This window comes from Ancylobacter radicis, assembly GCF_018449475.1.
In the GTDB taxonomy this organism is placed as follows: Bacteria; Pseudomonadota; Alphaproteobacteria; order Rhizobiales; family Xanthobacteraceae; genus Ancylobacter; species Ancylobacter radicis.
Genome location: NZ_JAHCQH010000014.1, coordinates 368,261 through 389,406 on the forward strand (window position 1 = coordinate 368,261; position 21,146 = coordinate 389,406).

The following is a 21,146-nucleotide window of genomic DNA, read 5'->3' on the forward strand; positions in this document are numbered from 1 at the left end:
CTCGAAAACACCAGCCGCAGCCCGATTTCAGCCGCCGCAAAACCTGCGTAAAATCAATGGATTACAGCCGTGATTTCGCAAGCTGTGGAGATCGTGGCGGAAGCAAGGCGACAGAGTATCCCGGCACCTCCCTGGCTGGCGCCTTGCTCTGCCGTCGGCATGAAGGCCGGACGACGGCCCCCGGGGCATCCGTGTTCCGAGCGGCGCCCCCGCTGTGGGAACGATCGGAGAGCCTTCCGTCCGCGCAAGGCCGCGCCGGCCCTCCCCACCTCAGCCACTCGCCGGGCCCGTTGCCGGCCAATGGAGACGACGCGTCGGCGGTGCGGGTCCGCTGGGCCGGCCCCGCCATGGGCCATCACCTCACCACCGGAGCCTCTCCAGCTCCGGCGCGGGCTCTTGCGAAAACGCCTCTGTTGGCGGCAGATGGCGCAGACCGGGGGGTATCATGCTGGATTATGTGTTTTCCGCCGCCGTCACCATGCTGGTGGTGATCGACCCGGTGGGGCTGGCGCCGCTGTTCCTGGCGGTGACGCATGACCTGTCGCCGCAGGAGCGGCGGCAGGTGGCCTGGCGCTCCTCGGTCCTCGCGCTGGCGATCCTCGTGTTCTTCGGCGTGGTCGGCGCCCCGCTGCTCGGCGCGCTCGGCATCACCCTGCCCGCCTTCCGCATCGCCGGCGGGCTGCTGCTTTTCACGATTTCCTTCGAGATGGTGTTCGGTCGCCGCACCGAGCGTACCTTCGACACCAATGCGTCGGCAGCGCGCGATCAGGCGCTGCGCATGCTCGCGGTGTTTCCGCTCGCCATCCCGCTGATGGCCGGGCCCGGCGCCATCACCGCCATGCTGCTGCTGGCGGGCGAGGCGCATGGCGACCCGGCAAGGCTGGCGGCGCTGTTCGGCATCACGCTGCTGGTGATTGCGAGCTGTCTTCTGGTCTATCTCGCGGCCGGCCGGGTCGACCGGTTGCTGGGCGTCACCGGCAACGCCATCCTCTCGCGCCTGCTCGGCGTGGTGCTGACCGCGCTGGCCGTGCAGTTCGTCATCGACGGCATCCGCGCGGCGTTTTTGAGCTGAGCCTGCTCAGGCGGGAGGGCCCGAAGACCGCGTTTCAGGCCCCCGCGCCGCAGATTGCTGGTGTCACGGCTCGGACGGCAACGTTAATCCCGGCCGCCAAGACCCTTCCAGCCCACCTGGATCAGGCCCGGCATCGGTGAGGCCGTCTCGCGCGTGATAGCCGCCGGGATTCCGGAAGCGCGGGGAGGCGCCAAGACGACCAAGCCCCACGCCGAACAAGCCCCGCGCGGGATCGTCCGGCCCGCCTCAGAACGGGATATCGTCGTCGAGATCGCCGCCGAACTTGCCGCCGCCCGGGGCCGGGGCCGAGGCCGGCTTGCGGTCATTGCCGCCGAAGGAGCGCCCGCCACCCGCGCCGCCGAGGCTGGCCCCGCCGGAATAGCCGCCGCCCGAGCCGAAGTCGCTGCTGCCGGAACCGTAATCGTCGCCGCCACCCTCACCGCCGCTACCGCCGCCGCGGCTGTCGAGAATGGTCAGCTCGCCGCGATAGGCGCGCAGCACCACTTCGGTGAAATAGCGTTCGCCGCCATTCTGGTCGGTCGCCTTGCGGGTCTCCAGCTGGCCTTCGATGTACACCTTGGTGCCCTTGCGCAGGTACTGCTCAGCGACCTTCAGCAGGTTCTCGTTGAAGATCACCACGCTGTGCCACTCGGTGCGCTCCTTGCGCTCGCCGGAGGCCTTGTCGCGCCAGGTCTCGGAGGTGGCGATGCGCAGATTGCAGACCCGCCCACCATTCTGGAAGGTGCGTACTTCCGGATCGCGGCCGAGATTGCCGATCAGGATCACCTTGTTCACGCTGCCCGCCATATTGTCCTCCGAGAGCAATCGAACGCACGCGGCGGAGCGCGCGCGTTCAGACACCGCACATTATCCCATCCGCCGCCGGCATGCGCCCCCTGCGGCCACTCCTGTCCACACAAGCCTCACGCCGGTGACGGCCGGGCGCTTGAATGTTCTTGTTATGTTCCTAGCATTAGGGCTAATCTGACGCAAGACGTGTCGAACCGTGACGAGTCGTCCGTTGCAGCTTGGCGGAGCCGCATTATGTTAGCTGGCGTGATTGCACAGGGAGCACTCCCATCATGAACCACCCGCACAGAAGCCGGCGCGCCCGCGCCACCGCCATCGCCCTGCGTGCCGAGGATGCCCGGCAGGCTCTGATCCGCCGTGCCCTCCTCGCCGTAAGCGGCGGGCTGATTGCGGCTGCCGCCGTCGCGGCCCTCGCCCTGCGGGGCGCCGGTATCTGATCCGCGCCGGGACGGGCGGCCGCCCCCGCGTTAGACCCTTGGCACTGCCCGTCGAAGAAGAGACCGGAATGAAGGATCGCGTGGACCTCCCGCGCCGCGACGCCCGTTCGATTACCATTCGTGGCGCGCGCGAGCATAATCTCAAGAATGTCGATCTGGAGATTCCGCGCGACAGCCTCGTCGTGTTCACGGGATTGTCCGGCTCCGGCAAATCGTCGCTGGCGTTCGACACCATCTATGCCGAAGGCCAGCGCCGCTATGTCGAGAGTCTCTCGGCCTATGCCCGCCAGTTTCTGGAGATGATGCAGAAGCCGGACGTCGACCAGATCGACGGCCTGTCGCCGGCCATTTCCATCGAGCAGAAGACCACCTCGAAGAATCCACGCTCGACGGTCGGCACCGTCACCGAGATCTACGATTATATGCGCCTGCTCTGGGCGCGCGTCGGCGTGCCCTATTCGCCCGCCACCGGCCTGCCGATCGAGAGCCAGACGGTCAGCCAGATGGTCGACCGCATCCTCGCTCTGCCGGAGAAGACGCGGCTGTTCCTGCTGGCGCCGGTGGTGCGCGGGCGCAAGGGCGAGTACCGCAAGGAACTGGCGGAGTTCCAGAAGAAGGGCTTCCAGCGCGTCAAGATCGACGGCCAGTTCCACGAGATTGCCGAGGCCCCGGCGCTCGACAAGAAGTTCAAGCACGATATCGATGTGGTGGTGGACCGGCTCGTGGTGCGCGGCGACATCGCCGGGCGCCTCGCGGATTCGCTGGAGACCGCGCTCGGCCTGGCCGACGGCATCGCGGTGCTGGAATTCGCCGACGAGAAGGAAGAGAACGGCGAGGCCCGCCGCATCATCTTCTCGGAGAAATTCGCCTGCCCGGTTTCCGGCTTCACCATTTCCGAGATCGAGCCGCGGCTGTTCTCCTTCAACAATCCGTTCGGCGCCTGCCCGGTCTGCGACGGCCTCGGCCATGAAAGCAAGATCGACCCCGATCTCATCGTGCCGGACAAGTCGCGCACGCTGAAGCAGGGCGCCATTGCTCCCTGGGCAAAGTCCTCCTCGCCCTATTACGGCCAGACGCTCGACGCCCTCGCCCGCCATTATGGCTTCAAGCTGACCACCCAATGGTCTGATCTGCCGGAAAAGGCGCAGAAGGTCATCCTGCACGGTTCGGGGCCTGAGGTGATCCGCTTCGTCTATGATGACGGCATCCGGGCCTATGAAACGGCGAAGACCTTCGAGGGCATCGTCACCAATCTGGAGCGCCGCTGGCGCGAGACGGATAGCGACTGGGCGCGCGAGGAAATCGGCAAATATTTCTCCGCCGTCCCCTGCGCCGCCTGCCATGGTTACCGGCTGAAGCCTGAGGCGCTGGCGGTGAAGATCGCCGGCAGTCATATCGGCGAGGCCGCGCAATTATCCGTGCGCACCGCGCTGGACTGGTTCGGCACCCTGCCCGGCCGACTCACCGACAAGCAGAACGAAATCGCCGTCCGCATCCTCAAGGAAATTCGCGAGCGGCTCGCCTTCCTGCTCGATGTCGGGCTGGATTATCTCACTTTGGCGCGCGCCTCGGGCACGCTGTCGGGCGGCGAAAGCCAGCGCATCCGCTTGGCGTCGCAGATCGGCTCGGGGCTGACCGGCGTGCTCTATGTGCTGGACGAGCCCTCCATCGGTCTGCACCAGCGCGACAATGAGCGCCTGCTCGGCACGCTGCGCCGGCTGCGCGACCTCGGCAACACCGTCATCGTGGTCGAGCATGACGAGGACGCCATCATGGCGGCCGACTATGTCGTGGATGTCGGCCCCGGCGCTGGCGTGCATGGCGGGCGCATCGTCGCGCAGGGCACGCCGCCGGAAATTTTGGCCAATCCGAACTCGCTCACCGGAAAATATCTCACCGGCGAACTCAGCGTGCCCGTGCCCAAGCGCCGCAAGCCGGATCGCAAGCGGCTGCTGCGCGTGGTCAATGCCCGCGCCAACAATCTGAAGAACGTCACGGCGGAAATCCCGCTCGGCCTGTTCACCGCCGTCACCGGCGTGTCGGGCGGCGGCAAGTCGACCCTGCTGGTCGATACGCTCTACAAGGCGGTGGCGCGCCGGCTGAACGGCGCCTCCGAGCCGCCGCTGGCGCATGACGGGCTGGAGGGGCTGGAGCATCTCGACAAGGTCATCGATATCGACCAGTCGCCGATCGGCCGCACCCCGCGCTCCAACCCGGCCACCTATACCGGCGCCTTCACGCCGATCCGCGAATGGTTTTCCGGCCTGCCGGAGGCCAAGGCGCGCGGCTATGGGCCGGGCCGCTTCTCGTTCAACGTCAAGGGCGGACGCTGCGAGGCCTGCCAGGGCGACGGCGTCATCAAGATCGAGATGCACTTTTTGCCCGACGTCTACGTCACCTGCGATGTCTGCAAGGGCAAGCGGTACAATCGCGAGACGCTCGAAGTCACCTTCAAGAACAAGTCGATCGCCGACGTTCTCGACATGACGGTCGAGGAAGGCGCGGAGTTCTTCAAGGCGGTGCCGGCGGTGCGCGAAAAGCTGGAGACGCTCTCGCGCGTGGGCCTCGACTATATCAAGGTCGGCCAGCAGGCGAACACGCTGTCCGGCGGCGAGGCGCAGCGGGTGAAGCTCTCCAAGGAACTGTCGCGCCGCGCCACCGGCCGCACGCTCTATATCCTCGACGAGCCGACCACCGGCCTACATTTTCACGACGTCGCCAAGCTCCTGGAAGTGCTGCACGAACTGGTCGAGCAGGGCAATACGGTGGTGGTGATCGAGCACAATCTCGAAGTCATCAAGACCGCCGACTGGGTTCTCGACCTCGGCCCCGAGGGCGGCGATGGCGGCGGCGAGATCGTCGCGGCCGGTCCGCCGGAGGTCATCGCCAAGACCGAGCGCAGCCACACCGGCCGCTTCCTCGCCGAGGTGCTGGCCCGCCGCCCGCTGAAACCCCGCCGGGCGGCGGAGTGAGGCGGAGTCGAGTGACGGATTAGCAGGCGCGCGCGGATAAGTCGTGGATGGCCGGGCCAAGCCCGGCCATGGCGTCGCGATGGGGGGGAAGGTCGCTGTCGCAGGCTCAGCGACGCAGGCTGATCATCATCCCCACGACGCCGTCAGCTCCAGACACCGTCATCCCCGGGCTCGGCCCGGGGATCCACGACTTTGGCCGAGGACCGGCAGCGCACGCGCTCGGCATCGCAGGACGCGTAAACATCGCACAGCCCTCGTCCTGACGCCCTTCCCTCAGGCGCCCTCGCGCACCCGCACCAGATGCACCGTCACCGCCATCAGCACGATGGTCGCACCGAACTGATGCGCCAGCGCGATGTCGATCGGCACCTGATGGATCAGCGTGAAGACGCCCAGCATCGCCTGCGCCAGCACCAGCCCGAAGATCAGCAGCGCCCGCTGCCGGGCCGGCCCGCCGGCCCGCCGGGCGGCGAGATAATGGCCAAGCGCCAGCGCCAGCAGCACATAAGCCACCAGCCGGTGGTTGAACTGCACGGTCAGCACATTCTCGAACACGTTCCGCCAGGCGGGTTCCTGCACCAAGAGGTTCGCCATGGGCGGCACCAGATGACCGTCCATCAGCGGCCAGGTCGTGTAGGTGAGCCCCGCGTCGAGGCCGGCAACGAGCCCGCCGAGGAAGATCTGCAACACCACCACGCCGAGCAGGATATGCGCGTTGGTGCGCAGCCAGGCCGGCACCACCTGCGGCGCGCGCGCCGGCTTCAAGGACACTGCGACCGCGACGGTGGCGGCGAGAATGATGCAGGCCAGCGTCAGATGGGTAGCGAGCCGGTACTGGCTCACATCCACCCGGTTCACCAGCCCGGAGGCGACCATCCACCAGCCGACGGCGCCCTGCAGCCCGCCCAGCACGAACAGCCCGCCCAGCTTCCAGCCGAGCGGCCGGTCGATCAGCCCGCGCCACAGGAAGAACAGGAAGGGCAGCAGGAAGGCGAAGCCGATCACCCGGCCGAGCAGCCGGTGGCCCCACTCCCACCAGAAGATGTATTTGAACTCGTCGAGGCTCATGCCCCGGTTGATCTGGATATATTGCGGGATCTGCCGGTACTTTTCGAACTCGACCTGCCACTGCGCCGCCGAGAGCGGGGGCAGCGTGCCGGTCACCGGCTTCCATTCGGTGATCGACAGGCCCGATTCCGTGAGCCGGGTCGCCCCGCCGACCACCACCATCAGAACGATCAGCGCCGCCACGGCATAGAGCCAGATCCGCACCGGACGCAGGCGATCTCCCGCATCGGTGGCGGGCAGCGGCCGACCGGCGGCGAGACTGAGTTGATCAAGGGCCATCACGCGCTCCTGGCAATGGCGGCCGCCAGCCCCTTTGGCCGCCTCGGCCGGGCGACTTCCTCCCCGGCCCGGCGAGCGATATAGAGGCGGACCGAGGCGTGCAACGAGACTCTTTGTCCCGCGCCGCCCCCTTCATCGCAAGGCCCGAGGAGCCACGCATGAGCGAGACCCCTGCGAGCAAGATTGGCGCGCGCCAGACACCGGCCGGCCCCACCAAAGGCCTGCCGCCGCGGCTACGCAAATTCATCGGAACGGTGGCGATGCTGGCGCTGGTCATCGTCTGGGCGCTGGCCGCCATGGCGCTGGCGCAGGGGCGCGTGACCACCCTGCCCGGCTATGCCCAGTTCTTCGCCTATGTCTTTCTCGGCATTGGCTGGGTGATCCCGGCCGCCTTCATCATCCGCTGGATGCAGAAATACGACCGCCGGCCGGAAACGCTCTGAGGTCACAACAGCGTGAGACCGGCGCTCAGGCGGCCTGCGGCAGCGGCGCGGGGGTGGGAGCCGGCATCTCGGTGAAGGTCACCATGGCGATGTCGCCGAAACCCTGCGCGGCGAGGTGGTCGAAGGCGTGAACCGCGTCGGTCGCCGGGCCGCCCGGTTGGGTGACGAGAATCAGCGTCGGCTTCAGCGCGGCGATACGCTCGGCCCCTTCCGCCGTGCCGAGCGGCGGGGCGGCGACCACCACATGGTCATAGGTCTGCATCAGCGCGCGCAGGATCAGCGTCAGCCGGTCCGCGCCCACCAGCCCGCTCGCCTCGCAGGCGCCGCGTCCGGGCGGAATGACATGGCACCGCGAGGCCGCCTCGCGGTGGATCGCGTCGGAGAAGCTGGCGACGCCAAACAGCAGGTCGGTGAGGCCGGGGGCGCGCGGATCGGCGGTCAGCTCCGCCAGCGCCGGCGCCATCACGTCGAGGCAGACGATCACGGTGCGCCGTTCCGGCGCGGCCAGCGAGCGGGCGAGCGCCAGCGCGCAGCGGGCGATTCCCTCATCCGTCGAGGGGCCCGTCACCACCACCAGCCGGGCGGCATCGCCGCGCAGTTCGACCATGCGCGACAGGTCCGCGAGTTCCCCCTCGCGCGAAAGATGGCGGCGGGGCAGGAGATCGCCCTCCTCCGCATAATCCACGCTCTCGCCGCCGATCCACGGCAGATGCTGGGCCGCGCCTTCGCGGGCCAGCTCGGGAAGCTGAGGCACTGTAGCCGGCGGCGCGGGCGGGTTGCTCCGGCGGCGGCGGCGAAACATCTGCAGACCGAAGGCAAAGCCGAAAACGCCGAGCGCGGCGCCGCCCGCCGCAAGGGCCGGCGCGGGCGCGAGCGCCTCGGCAGGCGCCTGCGCCCGAACCGCGAGCCGGGCGGGCATGGCGATGGGGCCGCCTGATTCCATGTTGAAGGCGCCCCGCGCCTGGCGCAGGCGCAGATAGCCATCGGCGAAGGCATTGGCGACTTCCGCGGCGAGCGCGGGATGGGGGGCGACGAAGCGGATCGTCGTCTGCCCGTCCGCCCGGTCGCTCACGCTCAGCCCGCCCTCGACGGCCCGCAAGGCCGCCAGATCGCCGGTCGAGGCCGTCGCAGGCGCGCCGAGCAGCGCGTTCAACCGGTCGGTAAGTGTCAGGCTGCGGCCCGCGAGCCGCTCGGCCAGCCGGCTGTCGTCCAGCACCTGCCGGGCGAATTCGCGCGAGGAAATGATCTGTGCCCGCGTCGCGGCGGCCGCCATACCGCGCGCTTCCGGCAGCAGGCGGGCCTCAGCCGCATAGCGCGGCTCGACGGCGAGGCCGACGAGACTGCCGGCCAGAACGGCCAGCAGGCTGGGAACGAGAAGATGGCGGCGATAGAGATGCCAGCTCCTGCGCAGCCGGTGCCGGCCCGGCGCCGCTTCAGCCGTGGCGATCGGGGCCGCGCCGGGCATGGCTGCGCTCTCCGCCCCTTCGGCCGGGGCCATCTCACGCGCAATGTCGGGCTCATCCACCATGGGCCCATTAGGCGCCATTGTGGTTTCCACCGTGTTAAAGCGCGGCGCGCTCCGGCGGGTACCGCGCTTTAATGTAGCGCGGCGGCGGGCGCGTCCGGTTTGTCGTGGATGGCGAAGCGGTCGACCAGCGTCGCGCTCGCTTCGTTGAGGCCGATCACCTCGACGCTGGCGCCCGCCTTGCGGAATTTCAGCACCGCCTTGTCGAGCGCGCCGATCGAGGTGATGTCCCAGAAATGCGCGTGGGTGAGGTCGATCACCACCTCGCGCGCCGGGTTGTCGAAATCGAAGCCGGCGAGGAACACCTCGGAGGAGGCGAAGAAGATCTGCCCCTCGACCACGAAGGTGATGCGCCCCGCCGCCTCGTCGATGATCTCGCCGACGCTGACGAGCTGCGAGACCTTGCCGGCGAAGAACACGCCCGACAGCAGCACCCCGACCAGCACGCCGATGGCGAGGTCATGCGTTGCCACCACCGTGATGACGGTGGCCAGCATGACGATGGAGGAGGAGCGCGGATTGCTGCGCAGCTCCAGAATCGAGCGCCAGGAGAAGGTGCCGATCGAGACCATGATCATCACCGCCACCAGCGCCGCCATCGGGATGATGCGCACGATGTCGTCCAGCACGAGGATAAGGAACAGCAGGAAGGCACCGGCGACGAAGGTGGACAGCCGCCCGCGCCCGCCGGAGGTGACGTTGATGACCGACTGGCCGATCATCGCGCAGCCGCCCATGCCGCCGATCAGCGCCGAGGCGATGTTGCTGGCGCCCTGCCCGACGCATTCCTGGCTCTTATTGCTCAGCGTGTCGGTCATGTCGTCGACGATCTGCGCGGTGAGCAGCGATTCGAGCAGGCCAACCGCTGCCAGCGTCAGCGAATAGGGCAGGATGATCTGCAGCGTCTCCAGGTTAAGCGGAACATCCGGCAGGGTGAACATTGGCAGGCTGGAGGGCAGTTCGCCGAGATCGCCGACCGTGCGCAGGTCCACCCCGCTCCACCAGGCAAACAGCGTGAGCGCTGCGATGGCGACCAGCGGCGAGGGCACCGCCTTGGTGAGGCGCGGGAACAGATAGATGATGGCGAGGCCCACCGCGATCATCGGGTAGGTCTCCAGCGGCACCCCGATCAACTCGGGCAACTGCGCCATGAAGATGAGGATGGCCAGCGCGTTGACGAAGCCGGTGATGACCGAGCGCGAGACGAAGCGCATCAGCCGCCCGACCTTCAGCGCGCCGGCCACAAGCTGGATAAGGCCCATCAGAATGGTCGCGGCGAACAGGTATTGAAGTCCGTGGTCGCGCACGAGGGAGACCATCACCACGGCGGTCGCCGCGGTCGCCGCCGAGATCATGCCCGGCCGTCCGCCGACAATGGCGGAGACGCAGGCGATGGCGAAGGAGGCGAACAGCCCCACTTTCGGATCGACGCCGGCAATCACCGAGAAGCCGATCGCTTCCGGAATGAGGGCGAGGGCGACGACGATGCCGGCAAGAATGTCGGCGCGGATATTGGAGGTCCAGTCGCGGAAATAGCGTGAGGTCAATGTCATGTGAGAAATCTTCGCAAAGAGCGGGCGTCCGCCGGAAAGCGGGCAAGACGGGCGCTGACTGTGCGTGATCCGGCGGATCGGCGGCCGGAAGAGCCACCCGGAGTTTCACCGGGTCCTGATGAATGACCCTCACCTAACGCGATACGCGCTGCGGCGCAACATGAACACGCAGCGCGGAGGCGCCGGCCGGTTCGGCAGGGTGGGCTATGCCTCGCGGCCCTGTATTTGGGCTAATGGTCGGAGCGGCGGGATTCGAACCCACGACCCCTAGTCCCCCAGACTAGTGCGCTAACCGGACTGCGCTACGCTCCGACTGCCGCGAGGCGAGGTCTGTCTAGCCATTTGCGCCGCGCGACGCAAGCCGGCGCTTGTCGCCATCCCCGCTGCTTTCTTCCGGGTCGGTCGTGTCGGGCTCCGGGCCCACCGATTCCTCGGTCGCGGCGCTCAGCCGCTGGAACAGACCGAGCGAGAGAAGCGTCGCGCAGGCGGCAGCTACCAGCAGCGCGGGATAGACCACATGGGAGGGGTCCTCGCGCGCGGTCTCGAACACCAGCACCAGGGCCTCCAGGAACAGCGCGATGATGATGGTGGAGACGAATTTGGTCAGCCCCCGCCGCGCATCGGCCGCCGTGCGCCGCTCGCGCCCGGCCGGCACTTCCTCCTCGAAGAAATACTTCGCCACGTCGAACAGGGCGATGGCGACGATGAGATAGCCCACCGCGCCCAGCAGCGCGTCGGGCGAGACACCCCCGCCGGACAAGGCGCCGGCTAGCGCCGTATAGGGCGCGTAGACCAGCAGGGCTGCCGCCACCACCATGATGGCGCAGGCGGCGAGGGCGAAGACAAGGCGGATGACGAAGCTCATGGGGGTACCCCGGTGAAGACCGACGGTAACTAGGTCGCCCCTCCTCGCCGGCAAGGGCAGGAACGGCAGGGAATGGCCGGCACGCGCCCTACCCCGCGCGGCCTCGCCGCTTCGCATCGGCCGGCGCTATACTGGCCGCTCCCGGAGACCGCGATGAATCAGCCCGCTTCCCATCACCCCGCTCCCCATCATGCCGGGCCACCGCCCGGCCCGAGCACCACCCCGCCGGTGATGATCCCGCCCTGCGAGGCGGCGCTGGCGCTGATGGAGGCGCGACGCTCGGCGCCGCTGCGCGGTCTGGTCGAGCCCGGCCCGACGCCGCAGGAGCTTGCGCGGATGCTGCGCCTCGCCGCCCGCGTGCCGGATCACGGACGACTGGTGCCGTGGCGCTTCATCGTGATCGCCGGAGAGGCCCGCCAACAGCTCGGCGCGCGGCTCGATGCGCTCTATGCCGCGCAGAACCCGGAGTTGCCGCCCTCCAAGGCGGATATGTGGACGCTGTATCTGGCGCGCGCGCCGGTGACGGTGGTGCTGGTCGCCCGTCCCGACCCCGCCGCCAAAGTGCCGGAATGGAATCAGGTGCTCTCCGTCGGCGCCGCCGGCATGGCGCTCACTCTGGCGGCGCGCGCGCTGGGCTTCGCCACGCAATGGCTGCTGAAATGGCCGGGCCGCGACCCGCAGGCGGCGGCGCTGTTGGGAGCCAAGGCCGACGAGCGCATCGCCGGCTTCATCCATATTGGTCGCCCGGTGGCCAAGGCCGAGGACCGGCCGCGACCGGTCCTCGACGAGGTGGTGAGCGTGTGGGCGCCCGATCAGTCGATGTCGAACGACACGCCCTGAGCGAGCGGCAACTGGCGCGAATAGTTGATGGTGTTGGTGGCCCGCCGCATATAGGCCTTCCACGCATCCGAGCCCGCCTCGCGCCCGCCGCCGGTCTCCTTCTCGCCGCCGAAAGCGCCGCCGATCTCGGCGCCGGAGGGACCGATATTCACATTTGCGATGCCGCAATCCGAGCCTTCCGCCGACATGAAGGTCTCCGCCTCGCGCATGTCATTGGTGAAGATCGAGGAGGACAGGCCCTGCGGCACGCCGTTCTGCAGCTTGATGGCTTCCGGCAGGCCCGAGCAGCGCAGCACATAGAGAATCGGCGCGAAGGTCTCGTGGCGGACGATCTCGACCTGCTCGTCGATCTCCACCAGCGCCGGGCGGACATAATAGGCGTCCGCCGCGCCCGCGACATCCACGCGCTCGCCGCCATGCACCCGCGCCCCGGCCGCGCGGGCGGCCTCCAGCGCCTTCTGCATGTTGTCGAAGCCGTCCTTGTCGATCAGCGGGCCGATCAGCGTCGCCGCCGCGCGGGGATCGCCGATGCTCACCGAGGCGTAGGCCTTGGCGAGGCGCGGCACGAGCGTGTCATAGACGCTCTCATGCACGATCAGCCGGCGCAGCGAGGTGCAACGCTGGCCCGCCGTGCCCATGGCGGCAAAGGCGATGCCGCGCAGCGCGAGATCGAGATCGGCCGAGGGGCAGACGATGGCGGCGTTGTTGCCGCCGAGTTCGAGGATGGAGCGGCCGAAGCGCCGTGCCACGCGCTCGCCGACGATGCGGCCCATGCGGGTGGAGCCGGTGGCCGAGACGACCGGCACGCGCGGATCGTCGGTCAGCGCCGCGCCGACATCGGCCCCGCCAATCAGGAGCTGGGAGAGCCCCTTGGGCGCGGTGCCGAAAACGGCCGCGGCGCGCTCGAACAGCGCCTGCACGGCGAGCGCGGTGAGCGGGGTCTTCTCCGAGGGCTTCCACAGCAGGCTGTTGCCGCACACCAGCGCCAGCGCCGCGTTCCACGACCAGACGGCGACCGGGAAGTTGAAGGCGGTGATGATCGCCACCGGGCCGACCGGGTGCCAAGTTTCCATCATGCGATGGCCGGGCCGCTCCGAGGCGATGGTGAGGCCGTAGAGCTGGCGGGAGAGGCCGACCGCGAAATCGCAGATGTCGATCATCTCCTGCACCTCTCCGAGGCCCTCGGAGAGGACCTTGCCGGCTTCCAGCGTCACCAGCCGGCCAAGCTCGGCCTTGTGGGCGCGCAGTTCCTCGCCGAGCAGGCGCACCAGTTCGCCGCGGCGCGGGGCCGGCACGGTGCGCCAGGCCTCGAAGGCGTCGACCGAGCGCGTCACCGCATCCGCGACATGGGCCGCGCTCGCCTCGGCCACATGGGCGACGGTCTCGCCGGTGATGGGCGAGCGGCTCTGCCGCGCCCCGCCGCGCCAGCTCGCATCCGGTACGCCGAGGGCGCGCATCAGTTCCGCGACCTCCTGCGCCACCGGCCTGTGGGCGTCGCCCTCTGCGCTCCTGTTCGCCATGACACTCAACTCCTTTGCCGGCCTGCGCCGGATGATCCGCATCCCGGCTGAATAGCATCCCGGCACGGATCAAATCCATTGCGGCTTTCCGCCGAGAGAAGCCGACGCTGTGCCGGCTCAGTTTTCGCCGGGCCGCTCTGCGCCCTGCCCCAGCGATGCCGGCGCTGCGCTGGCATTATCTTGTCTGCCTTTGCGTATAAGCGGGGGATGCAAGAAAATATCGTTCCATTGTGCTTGCAGATGAGAAGAGACTGATCCATTCTGAGCATACGGGATTTGTTGTGCTTTATACCAGCATCAGACTTTCGTTGCCCGTTTCCAGCCATGAAATCGTGATCACCTCGCCACATTTCCTTTCCATTTGGTTGCATCGGATGCAACTGGAGAAGGAACGAGGTATTGACGGCTTGGGGAATGGGACGGGTTGCCATGGCGGCATGCGCTTTGGGGATCATCTGCACCGCCAGCGGCAAACCTGCGCTAGCTGAAACCAACAAGACGATTCAGACGACTGGGATGGCCTCCTATTATGGCTATGGCGGCCGCACGGCCAATGGCGAACGGCACAACGCCGCGGCCATGACGGCGGCCCACCGCACCCTGCCCTTCGGCACCAAGGTGCGTGTCACCAACACCGCGAATGGCCGCACCGTGGTCCTTCGCATCAATGATCGCGGGCCCTTCATTCGCGGCCGCATCATCGACGTGTCGACCGCTGCCGCCGACGATCTGGGATTCCGCAAGCGCGGTGTCGCCAAGGTGCAGATCGCGGTCGTCGACTGAGGCCGGGCCTAGCCCTGCCTGACCGTTTCTAGACGATCACCGACATTGAACACGCTCCGCGCCCGGGTCCACGCGATCCGGGCGGCGGCCCGCTCGCGTGGCGGCAATTCAGCCCCGTGCCGCGTCCAGCAGGCGGCGGCATTCCTGCAATTCATAGAGCGCCGCCTGAAGGCGCTGCACGTCGTCCCGCGAGAGCTGGGGCGACGGCTCGGCGGCACGCTCGATAGCGCGCTCGGGAACACGCTCCGGCGCCCGCACCGGGAGTTCCTCGACGGGCCGCACCGGGGTCGCCACCGGCATCGGGCGGGCATTCTGCCGGGCGAGGATATGCGCCGGGCGGGCCGGCTCAGGCAGCGGCGCGAAGGGGTCGATCTCGTCCGGCTCGGGCTCCGGGGCCACGGCGCGGAACGGGAAGCTCGCCCGTCCCTCGCCGGCCCGCAGTTCCGCTGGACGGGCTTCGTGCAGACGCGGCTCCTGCGGACGCGGCTCGGCCATGCGCGGCTCGGCCATGCGCGGCTCGGCAACGCGCGGCTCGATCGGACGCAGCACCGGCTCGGCGCGGCGCGGTTCCACCGGCGGCAGTTCCGGCTCGCGAGCGGGCGCCTCGCCGCGCGGCGGGCGGCTCTGCGGCGCGAGGTCCGGCAGCAGCGGCAATTCGAGGAAATCGGGCTCGCTCTCGGGCCGGCGACGCGCGCCGCGCCGGGGCGCTGGGGCCTCCTCCGGCGGAACGCCGCGCGCCACCGGTTCGCGATAGGCGGGCTCGCGCATCACCGGCTCGCGGGGCGCTGCGTCGCGCTGGCGCGAGGGCAGAAGGTTCAGAAGCCCGCTCAGCGGCCCGCCGCGGCCGCCCTCGACCTCGCGGCCGCGTCCGGGATGGCCGGCATCGACCGGCTCGCGGGACGGCGCGTGGCGCTCCATCTCCTCAAGCTCGGCGACCGCCAGCGCATCGGCCTCGGCATCGCGCCAGATCGCCTGCACATAGCGCGGGCCCTCTTCCTTGAGGATGCGCTGCACGCCGCGAATGGTGTAGCCCTCGGAATAGAGCAGGTGCCGGATGCCGCGCAGCAGCTCGACATCATCCGGCCGGTAATAGCGCCGCCCGCCGCCGCGCTTGAGCGGGCGGATCTGCGGAAAGCGCGTTTCCCAGAAGCGCAGCACATGCTGGGGCAGGTCGAGATCATCCGCGACCTCGCTGATCGTGCGAAAGGCGTCGGGCCCCTTCTCCACGCTCACCGGCTCCTTCTCCTGCGTCGAAAGCTCCCGGCGGGAACTCACGATTCGGGTGCGTCAGCGTTGATCTGCTGCTTCAGAATGTTCGACGGCTTGAACACCATCACCCGGCGGGGGGCGATCGGCACTTCCTCGCCGGTCTTCGGGTTGCGACCGACGCGCTCGCCCTTCTGACGCACCACGAAGGAGCCGAAGGAGGAGAGCTTCACCGTCTCGCCGCGCGCGACGCAGTCGGCGATTTCGGTCAGCACGGTCTCGACCAGCGCCGCCGATTCGGTCCGCGACAGTCCGACGCGCTGGTACACAGCCTCGCACAGATCCGCGCGCGTAATGGTTCGCCCCGCCATGGCCCGCTTCCTCTCGTCGCCCATATCATCAACCATTACCAGCCTAGGCGGCGAGACCCTTGACGGTCAACGGTTCCGCGCAATCTGGCACTCCACTACCGCTGTTCTACCAGCGGACCAGCGCCGAGCCCCAGGTGAAGCCGCCACCCATCGCTTCCAGCAGCACCAGATCGCCCTTTTTGATGCGGCCATCCGCATAAGCGGCAGCCAGCGCCAGCGGAATCGAGGCGGCCGAGGTATTGCCATGATGGTCGACGGTGATCACCACTTTTTCCGGCGCGATGCCGAGTTTCACCGCGCTCGCGTCGATGATACGGCGGTTCGCCTGATGCGGCACGAACCAGTCGATGCTGGCGGCGCTCTCGCCGGTCGCCTTGAAGGCGTCCTCGATCACGTCGGTGATCATGCCGACCGCGTGGCGGAACACCTCGCGGCCTTCCATGCGCAGATAGCCGACCGTCTTGGTGGAAGAGACGCCGCCATCGACATAGAGCTTGTTCTTGTGCCGGCCGTCCGAGCGCAGATGGGTGGTGAGCACCCCGCGCCCCTCCTCGCCCTCGCTGACGGCTTCCAGCACCAGCGCGCCGGCGCCGTCGCCGAACAGCACGCAGGTAGTGCGGTCCGACCAGTCGAGGATGCGCGAGAAGGTCTCGGCGCCAATCACCAGCGCGCGCTTATAGGCACCCGACTTCAGGAAATTGTCGGCGGTGGCCAGCGCGAAGACGAAGCCGGAGCACACCGCCTGAAGATCGAACGCCGCGCCATGGGTGATGCCGAGCCCGGCCTGCACGCTCACCGCCGTCGCCGGGAAGGTGTTGTCCGGGGTCGAGGTGGCCAGCACGATCAGGTCGATATCCTGCGCGTCGAGCCCGGCGTCCGCCAGCGCCGCGCGGGCGGCGTGCAGAGCGAGGTCGGAGGTCAGCTCCCCATCGGCGGCGATGTGCCGCTCGCTGATGCCGGTACGCTGGACGATCCACTCGTCCGAGGTGTCGACCATCAGCGCGAGGTCGGCATTGGTCAGTGTGCGGCTGGGCAGATAGGCGCCGACGCCGCGCACCACGGAACGGATAGCACTCACGATGAAACCTGCATGTCGTCCTGAAGGGGCGCCTCCCCGCCGGCAACGCCGACGCGGGGACGATCGTTCATGCCCGCCTCGATGCGGGAGAGGAGCTGATAGCGGACCATGTCGTAGCCGATATCGACGGCGGAGGCGAAACCCTCCGCGTCGGTTCCGCCATGGCTCTTGATGACGACCCCGTTGAGGCCGAGGAACACCCCGCCGTTGGATTTGCGCGGATCGAGCTTTTCGCGCAGGGCGTTGAAGGCCCCGCGCGCCAGCAGATAGCCGATCTTCGCCATCAGGCTGCGATTGATCGCCGCCCGCAGATAGTCGGCCACCTGCTTGGCGGTGCCTTCGGCGGTCTTGAGCGCGATGTTGCCGGAAAAGCCTTCCGTCACCACCACGTCGACCGTGCCCTTGCCGATATCGTCGCCCTCGACGAAGCCGTGATAGGCCAGACCGGCATGGTCCGCCTCGCGCAGCGCCGCGGCGGCGTCCTTCACTTCCTCGACGCCCTTGATCTCCTCGACGCCGATATTCAGCAGGCCGACAGTGGGGCGTTCGATGTCGAACACGATGCGGGCCATCGCCGCGCCCATCACCGCCATGTCGACAAGGTGCTGCGCCGTCGCCCCGATCGAGGCGCCGACATCGAGCACCACGCTTTCGCCCTTGGCGGTCGGCCACAGGCAGGCGATGGCCGGGCGGGAGATTCCCGCCATGGTCTTGAGATTCACCTTGGCCATGGCCATCAGCGCGCCGGTATTGCCGGCCGAGACGGCGCAATCGGCCTCGCCGACGCGCACCGCGTCGATCGCGCGCCACATCGAGGAAACCTTGCGGCCCTGCCGCAGCGCCTGGCTCGGCTTGTCGTCCATCCGCACCACGACGTGGGTCGGGATCACCCGGCTGGCCGCCGCAAGGCGCGGCAGCCGCGCCAGCAATTCGCGGATACGCCCTTCATCGCCAAACAGCAGGAAGCTGATGTCGGGATGACGGGTCAGGGCGATCTCGGCGCCGGGCAGGACGACGTCCGGACCATGATCGCCGCCCATGACGTCGAGGGCTATGCGGACGGTCGACGACATCTAATTGTGCGGTCTCTCTGGTCGGGGAAGCGGCCCGGAGGGAACCGCGAAGGCGCACAGGGGATGCCCCAGATGAGCGGCCATGACAATAGCGTCGTGGCCTCTCGGCGGAAAATGCCGCGCGCTATTTGTCATCGTCGCTGCGCAGCTTGGCCAGGCCGGCGAAGGGGGAACTCTCCTTGTCGGTCATTTCCACCACGCCCTTGAAGGCGACGCCGGGCTTGCGCGGATAGGGATCGAGCCCCAGAGCGAGGAATTCCGCCGCCACCGCGCCGGCATCGACCGTGCCGTCGATCAGCGGATCGGGCAGGTCCAGCTCGGTCACGTCCAGCTCGGCGCCGGGGCGGATTTCGGGCAATTGCTCGGGCGGGGCGAAGGTGACGTCGATCTCCTCGGAAATCTCCGTATCGAAATCCTCCAGCGACACCACGCAGGTCTGGGTGACGACGGCCTCGACAAGGCCGCTCACCTGCACCCGGCCCTTGCTGGCGGGCACGAGCTTGACCTGCGCGGTCATCTTGGGAATGCCGGGGATGCCGAACTGGACGGCGAGAGCCGCCAGCGTCGCGGCATCGGGCTTCAGCTTCACGGTCGTTCCCGTATCGGGAAGGCTCGCCACGAGCACCGGGTGGCTGAGCGGCAGCTTGTCGGTCATGGGGTCACAAGCTCCTTGGAGTGCGGGTCGCGCGCCGGCGGGATGGGAAACTCCCCGGCGGCGAAGGTGTCGAAAGGCACGCCCGCCAGCGCGGCCACGGCGCGGCGGATAAAGGCGGCGAGCCCGGCCGCCTGGGCGGTGAAGGCCTCGTCCGAATCATAGACATTGCGCAGCACGGCTTCATGAAGCGCGCCGGGCTCGGCGGCATCGAGCGCGCCATCATAGGCGGCAACACGGCCATAAAAGGCCTCGGCGACCTTTTTCATCTTTTTCGGCACGGTGAGGTCACCGACCCCCATCTCGCGCAGGTTCGCGTCCATGTCGACGCAGAAGGCATCGAACACGCGCTGGCCAAGCTCGCGGCGCTCCTCGCTCTCGCCCTTCAGCCGGTGGAACAGCAGGAAGGCGTGCAGCAGGATCATCTCGAAACGCCCGGCGATGGTGTCCGGCACGCCATATTCGGTATAGAACACCGTATCACGCGACTGCGCCACGATCGCGCCATAGAGCCGCTGAATGGTCTCGCGTCCGTCGTTCCGGCGGAAGAAGCGCAGAATCATGGCCGGCTCCGTCTCGTCGGCGCCCCGCTCCGGGCGGCGCGTGGTGGCTGGTTGAGATGCGGGGTAGCGCGCAGGGATGGCGCTGGCAAGCCCTGCGGGGTGCGCCAGATGGTTGCCTCGCGGCGGCTGCCTGTGCTTTGTGCGCGAACGGATCTGCGGCCCCGCGGCTGATGGAGTTGAGTTGATGGCATTGACGCGCGTTTCGCCTCCGGCTTTTTCGGCCCGCCGGCACGGCCCTCTTCTCGCCGCCCTGGCGGCGCTCGGGCTCGGCGGATGCGCGAGCGGCGACCTGTCCATGCCGGCCTCCACGGCCGGCCTGCCGCGCACGCCGACCCCGTTCGTCAGCGAGCAGCAGCGCGGCTATGTGCCCAATCCCGGCGCGCTGGAGCAGGTCCCCGTCGGTTCCAGCCAGGAGCAGGTGCTGCTCGTGCTCGGCACCCCCTCGACGGTCGCGACCGTGGATGGCGAGGTGTTCTACTACATCTCGCAGAAGGCCAAGAAGGTCATGTTCCTGCGGCCGGAGATCATCGAGCAGCGCGTGCTCGCGGTCTATTTCGACCCCAAGGACAAGCGCGTCACCCGCATCGCCGATTACGGCCTCAAGGACGGCAAGGTGTTCGACTTCATCAGCCGCTCCACCCCGACCGCCGGCAACGAGATGTCGATCCTCGGCCAGTTCTTCAACGCCACCAATTTCGGCCCGACGCTCTAAAGGCGCCGGGGTCCCCAAGCGGCAGCCCCCCGCACGCCCGCTCAGAACCGATCCGGCGCGAACGGCGCCGGATCGACGCAGGTCGGCTCCCCGGACATCATCTCCGCGATCAACCGCCCCGTCACCGGCCCCAGCGTGAAGCCGAGATGCTGGTGGCCGATCGCCACCCACATGCCCCGGCGCCCGGCAATCGGCCCGATCGCCGGCAGCATGTCCGGGAAGGCCGGGCGGCAGCCCATCCACGGCTCGGCCTCGGCCCGCGCGCCGAGCGGGAACAGCCCGCGCGCCAGCGGCTCGGTTTTTTCCAGCTGCACCGGCGTCTTCGGCGCGTCGCGGCGGGCGAATTCCACGCCCGTGGTCAGGCGGATGCCGCCCTCCATCGGCGTGATGACATAGCCGCCCTCCTCGTCCAGCACCGGCCGCGACAGGCCGGCATTGCCCTCGGTGCGGTAATGCATGTGGTAGCCGCGCTTCACCGCCAGCGGCACCTTCACGCCGAACGACGCCAGAATGTCGCGCGCCCAGGGGCCGAGCGCGACGACCACCTCGGGCGCCTCGACCGGTCCGTCATCGGTCATCACCCACCAGCCGCTGCCGAGCCGTGTCAGCGTGCGGGCATCGCCGCGCCGCACCTGCCCGCCCAGCACTTTGAGATTGGCGGCATAGGCCTGCGTCACCCCGCCGGGGCTGGATACCGAATGCGGGTCGGACCACAGCACGGCGTGCGAGAAGATCGGGCGCAGCGCGGGTTCCAGCGCCATCGCCTCGTCGAGCCCGATCTCGCGGGCGGAGAGGCCATACTGGTGGGCGAGCGGGAATTCCCGGCGCTCCTGCGCGATGCCGGCCTCGGTGCGGTAGAGCTTCAGCCAGCCGCCATCCCGGAAATAATGCGCCGCGCCGGCCAGCGCCGCCATCCGCTCATGCTCGGCGAGGCTGAAGGTGAGCAGCGTCGACATGGTACGGGCATAGTCGAGGATGCGGGCCGGCGCCGAGGCCCGCCAATAGGCATACATCCACGGAATCAGCCCCGGCAGCGCGTCCCAGTGGTAATTGGCCGCCGGGTTGCGCCCGCGCGCCACCTCGATCAGCGCGGAGAGGTCGCGCGGAAAGGCGACCGGGTAGATCGAGGCGCGCTCGACCAGTCCGGCATTGCCATAGGAGGTCTCCTCCCCCGGCCCGCGCCGGTCGACCAGCGCGACGGCGCGTCCGCGTTCGGCGAGGTTATGGGCGATCGAGGTGCCGACAATGCCGGCCCCGAGAACGATCACATCGGTTTTCATCGGGAGCGCATCCGGGAGGGAGAAAGGAAGGCGGCGCGGAGGGT

General features: G+C 68.5%; 19 protein-coding genes, 1 tRNA gene, 1 pseudogene and 1 other annotated feature. Of the genes and pseudogenes, 7 read left to right on the forward strand and 14 right to left on the reverse strand.

The genetic code is table 11. The annotated features are described in order from the left end of the window. Nucleotides 1-445: 445 nt before the first annotated feature. The gene (locus KIP89_RS04965) at nt 446-1,072 is read left to right on the forward strand and encodes a MarC family protein (protein ID WP_213754290.1); all 627 of its coding nucleotides are present in this window, start codon (nt 446-448) and stop codon (nt 1,070-1,072) included. A gap of 246 nt (nt 1,073-1,318) precedes the next feature. On the opposite strand, the gene ssb is transcribed toward KIP89_RS04965, so the two are convergent. After that, on the reverse strand, nt 1,319-1,879 hold the full coding sequence (gene ssb / locus KIP89_RS04970; RefSeq protein WP_213754291.1) for a single-stranded DNA-binding protein: 561 nt from the start codon (nt 1,877-1,879) through the stop codon (nt 1,319-1,321). 275 nt (nt 1,880-2,154) lie between these two features. Between ssb and KIP89_RS04975 the strand changes: the two genes are divergently transcribed. Beyond that, complete coding sequence (locus KIP89_RS04975) at nt 2,155-2,319, forward strand: hypothetical protein (RefSeq protein ID WP_213754292.1); 165 nt, start codon at nt 2,155-2,157, stop codon at nt 2,317-2,319. Nucleotides 2,320-2,387: 68 nt separating this feature from the next. Beyond that, the gene (uvrA, locus tag KIP89_RS04980; protein ID WP_213754293.1) at nt 2,388-5,291 is read left to right on the forward strand and encodes an excinuclease ABC subunit UvrA; all 2,904 of its coding nucleotides are present in this window, start codon (nt 2,388-2,390) and stop codon (nt 5,289-5,291) included. A gap of 273 nt (nt 5,292-5,564) precedes the next feature. Here uvrA and KIP89_RS04985 read toward each other — a convergent pair whose 3' ends face one another. Then, nucleotides 5,565-6,638: a COX15/CtaA family protein gene (locus KIP89_RS04985; RefSeq protein WP_213754294.1), complete on the reverse strand. Its 1,074-nt coding sequence runs from the start codon at nt 6,636-6,638 to the stop codon at nt 5,565-5,567. A gap of 158 nt (nt 6,639-6,796) precedes the next feature. On the opposite strand from KIP89_RS04985, the gene KIP89_RS04990 reads away from it, so the two are divergent. Beyond that, nucleotides 6,797-7,081, forward strand: a complete 285-nt coding sequence (locus KIP89_RS04990; RefSeq protein ID WP_213754295.1) for a DUF2842 domain-containing protein — start codon at nt 6,797-6,799, stop codon at nt 7,079-7,081. A gap of 25 nt (nt 7,082-7,106) precedes the next feature. Here KIP89_RS04990 and KIP89_RS04995 read toward each other — a convergent pair whose 3' ends face one another. From KIP89_RS04995 to KIP89_RS05010, 4 genes are all read right to left on the reverse strand, one after another. Continuing rightward, nucleotides 7,107-8,627, reverse strand: coding sequence for a tyrosine-protein kinase family protein (locus tag KIP89_RS04995; RefSeq protein WP_213754296.1), 1,521 nt, complete (start codon nt 8,625-8,627; stop codon nt 7,107-7,109). Nucleotides 8,628-8,677: 50 nt separating this feature from the next. Continuing rightward, complete coding sequence (locus tag KIP89_RS05000) at nt 8,678-10,159, reverse strand: SulP family inorganic anion transporter (RefSeq protein ID WP_213754297.1); 1,482 nt, start codon at nt 10,157-10,159, stop codon at nt 8,678-8,680. Nucleotides 10,160-10,222: 63 nt separating this feature from the next. Next, nucleotides 10,223-10,278: a sequence feature (sul1 is cis-regulatory element that is thought to sense ions involved in sulfur or methionine metabolism; They are found in Alphaproteobacteria), on the reverse strand. Nucleotides 10,279-10,393: 115 nt separating this feature from the next. After that, nucleotides 10,394-10,471, reverse strand: a tRNA-Pro gene (locus tag KIP89_RS05005). Between the two features lie 22 nt (nt 10,472-10,493). Continuing rightward, entirely contained in the window at nt 10,494-11,024 is a 531-nt protein-coding gene (locus KIP89_RS05010; protein WP_213754298.1) for a GNAT family acetyltransferase, read from the reverse strand. Nucleotides 11,025-11,177: 153 nt separating this feature from the next. Here KIP89_RS05010 and KIP89_RS05015 point away from each other — a divergent pair, with 153 nt between their 5' ends. Continuing rightward, nucleotides 11,178-11,864: a nitroreductase family protein gene (locus KIP89_RS05015; RefSeq protein WP_250152197.1), complete on the forward strand. Its 687-nt coding sequence runs from the start codon at nt 11,178-11,180 to the stop codon at nt 11,862-11,864. Here the strand turns inward: KIP89_RS05015 and amaB are convergent. Continuing rightward, nucleotides 11,837-13,384 carry an L-piperidine-6-carboxylate dehydrogenase gene (gene amaB / locus KIP89_RS05020; RefSeq protein WP_213754299.1) on the reverse strand — a complete coding sequence of 516 codons (1,548 nt, stop codon included), beginning with the start codon at nt 13,382-13,384 and terminating at the stop codon, nt 11,837-11,839. The genes KIP89_RS05015 and amaB overlap by 28 nt on opposite strands. Nucleotides 13,385-13,813: 429 nt before the next feature. Here amaB and KIP89_RS05025 point away from each other — a divergent pair, with 429 nt between their 5' ends. Next, complete coding sequence (locus tag KIP89_RS05025) at nt 13,814-14,167, forward strand: septal ring lytic transglycosylase RlpA family protein (protein WP_250152198.1); 354 nt, start codon at nt 13,814-13,816, stop codon at nt 14,165-14,167. 927 nt (nt 14,168-15,094) lie between these two features. On the opposite strand, the pseudogene KIP89_RS20205 reads toward KIP89_RS05025, so the two are convergent. The 6 genes and pseudogenes from KIP89_RS20205 to KIP89_RS05055 all read right to left on the reverse strand — a co-directional run. Next, nucleotides 15,095-15,394, reverse strand: a pseudogene (locus KIP89_RS20205) (MerR family transcriptional regulator); the annotation flags it as partial. A 44-nt stretch (nt 15,395-15,438) separates the two neighbouring features. After that, nucleotides 15,439-15,744 carry an integration host factor subunit alpha gene (locus KIP89_RS05035; RefSeq protein ID WP_213754301.1) on the reverse strand — a complete coding sequence of 102 codons (306 nt, stop codon included), beginning with the start codon at nt 15,742-15,744 and terminating at the stop codon, nt 15,439-15,441. Nucleotides 15,745-15,850: 106 nt separating this feature from the next. Continuing rightward, the gene (locus KIP89_RS05040; protein ID WP_213754302.1) at nt 15,851-16,822 is read right to left on the reverse strand and encodes a beta-ketoacyl-ACP synthase III; all 972 of its coding nucleotides are present in this window, start codon (nt 16,820-16,822) and stop codon (nt 15,851-15,853) included. Continuing rightward, complete coding sequence (plsX, locus tag KIP89_RS05045) at nt 16,819-17,895, reverse strand: phosphate acyltransferase PlsX (RefSeq protein WP_213754303.1); 1,077 nt, start codon at nt 17,893-17,895, stop codon at nt 16,819-16,821. Before plsX ends, KIP89_RS05040 begins: the two co-directional genes overlap by 4 nt. A 124-nt stretch (nt 17,896-18,019) precedes the next feature. Further along, nucleotides 18,020-18,550 carry a YceD family protein gene (locus KIP89_RS05050; protein ID WP_213754304.1) on the reverse strand — a complete coding sequence of 177 codons (531 nt, stop codon included), beginning with the start codon at nt 18,548-18,550 and terminating at the stop codon, nt 18,020-18,022. Beyond that, nucleotides 18,547-19,110, reverse strand: a complete 564-nt coding sequence (locus KIP89_RS05055; RefSeq protein ID WP_213754305.1) for a ubiquinol-cytochrome C chaperone family protein — start codon at nt 19,108-19,110, stop codon at nt 18,547-18,549. Before KIP89_RS05055 ends, KIP89_RS05050 begins: the two co-directional genes overlap by 4 nt. Before the next feature lie 184 nt (nt 19,111-19,294). Between KIP89_RS05055 and KIP89_RS05060 the strand changes: the two genes are divergently transcribed. Next, a complete protein-coding gene (locus KIP89_RS05060) occupies nt 19,295-19,822 on the forward strand; it encodes an outer membrane protein assembly factor BamE (protein WP_213754306.1) in 528 nt (175 codons plus the stop codon). A 41-nt stretch (nt 19,823-19,863) separates the two neighbouring features. On the opposite strand, the gene KIP89_RS05065 is transcribed toward KIP89_RS05060, so the two are convergent. Beyond that, complete coding sequence (locus tag KIP89_RS05065; RefSeq protein WP_213754307.1) at nt 19,864-21,102, reverse strand: NAD(P)/FAD-dependent oxidoreductase; 1,239 nt, start codon at nt 21,100-21,102, stop codon at nt 19,864-19,866. Nucleotides 21,103-21,146 lie beyond the last annotated feature (44 nt).

Coding starts and splice junctions, on each gene's coding strand:
- KIP89_RS04965 (WP_213754290.1), top strand. CDS start 446: ATGCTGGATTATGTGTTTTCCGCCGCCGTCACCATGCTGGTGGTGATC.
- ssb (WP_213754291.1), bottom strand. CDS start 1,879: ATGGCGGGCAGCGTGAACAAGGTGATCCTGATCGGCAATCTCGGCCGC.
- KIP89_RS04975 (WP_213754292.1), top strand. CDS start 2,155: ATGAACCACCCGCACAGAAGCCGGCGCGCCCGCGCCACCGCCATCGCC.
- uvrA (WP_213754293.1), top strand. CDS start 2,388: ATGAAGGATCGCGTGGACCTCCCGCGCCGCGACGCCCGTTCGATTACC.
- KIP89_RS04985 (WP_213754294.1), bottom strand. CDS start 6,638: ATGGCCCTTGATCAACTCAGTCTCGCCGCCGGTCGGCCGCTGCCCGCC.
- KIP89_RS04990 (WP_213754295.1), top strand. CDS start 6,797: ATGAGCGAGACCCCTGCGAGCAAGATTGGCGCGCGCCAGACACCGGCC.
- KIP89_RS04995 (WP_213754296.1), bottom strand. CDS start 8,627: ATGGCGCCTAATGGGCCCATGGTGGATGAGCCCGACATTGCGCGTGAG.
- KIP89_RS05000 (WP_213754297.1), bottom strand. CDS start 10,159: ATGACATTGACCTCACGCTATTTCCGCGACTGGACCTCCAATATCCGC.
- KIP89_RS05010 (WP_213754298.1), bottom strand. CDS start 11,024: ATGAGCTTCGTCATCCGCCTTGTCTTCGCCCTCGCCGCCTGCGCCATC.
- KIP89_RS05015 (WP_250152197.1), top strand. CDS start 11,178: ATGAATCAGCCCGCTTCCCATCACCCCGCTCCCCATCATGCCGGGCCA.
- amaB (WP_213754299.1), bottom strand. CDS start 13,384: ATGGCGAACAGGAGCGCAGAGGGCGACGCCCACAGGCCGGTGGCGCAG.
- KIP89_RS05025 (WP_250152198.1), top strand. CDS start 13,814: ATGGCGGCATGCGCTTTGGGGATCATCTGCACCGCCAGCGGCAAACCT.
- KIP89_RS05035 (WP_213754301.1), bottom strand. CDS start 15,744: ATGGCGGGGCGAACCATTACGCGCGCGGATCTGTGCGAGGCTGTGTAC.
- plsX (WP_213754303.1), bottom strand. CDS start 17,895: ATGTCGTCGACCGTCCGCATAGCCCTCGACGTCATGGGCGGCGATCAT.
- KIP89_RS05050 (WP_213754304.1), bottom strand. CDS start 18,550: ATGACCGACAAGCTGCCGCTCAGCCACCCGGTGCTCGTGGCGAGCCTT.
- KIP89_RS05055 (WP_213754305.1), bottom strand. CDS start 19,110: ATGATTCTGCGCTTCTTCCGCCGGAACGACGGACGCGAGACCATTCAG.
- KIP89_RS05060 (WP_213754306.1), top strand. CDS start 19,295: ATGGCATTGACGCGCGTTTCGCCTCCGGCTTTTTCGGCCCGCCGGCAC.
- KIP89_RS05065 (WP_213754307.1), bottom strand. CDS start 21,102: ATGAAAACCGATGTGATCGTTCTCGGGGCCGGCATTGTCGGCACCTCG.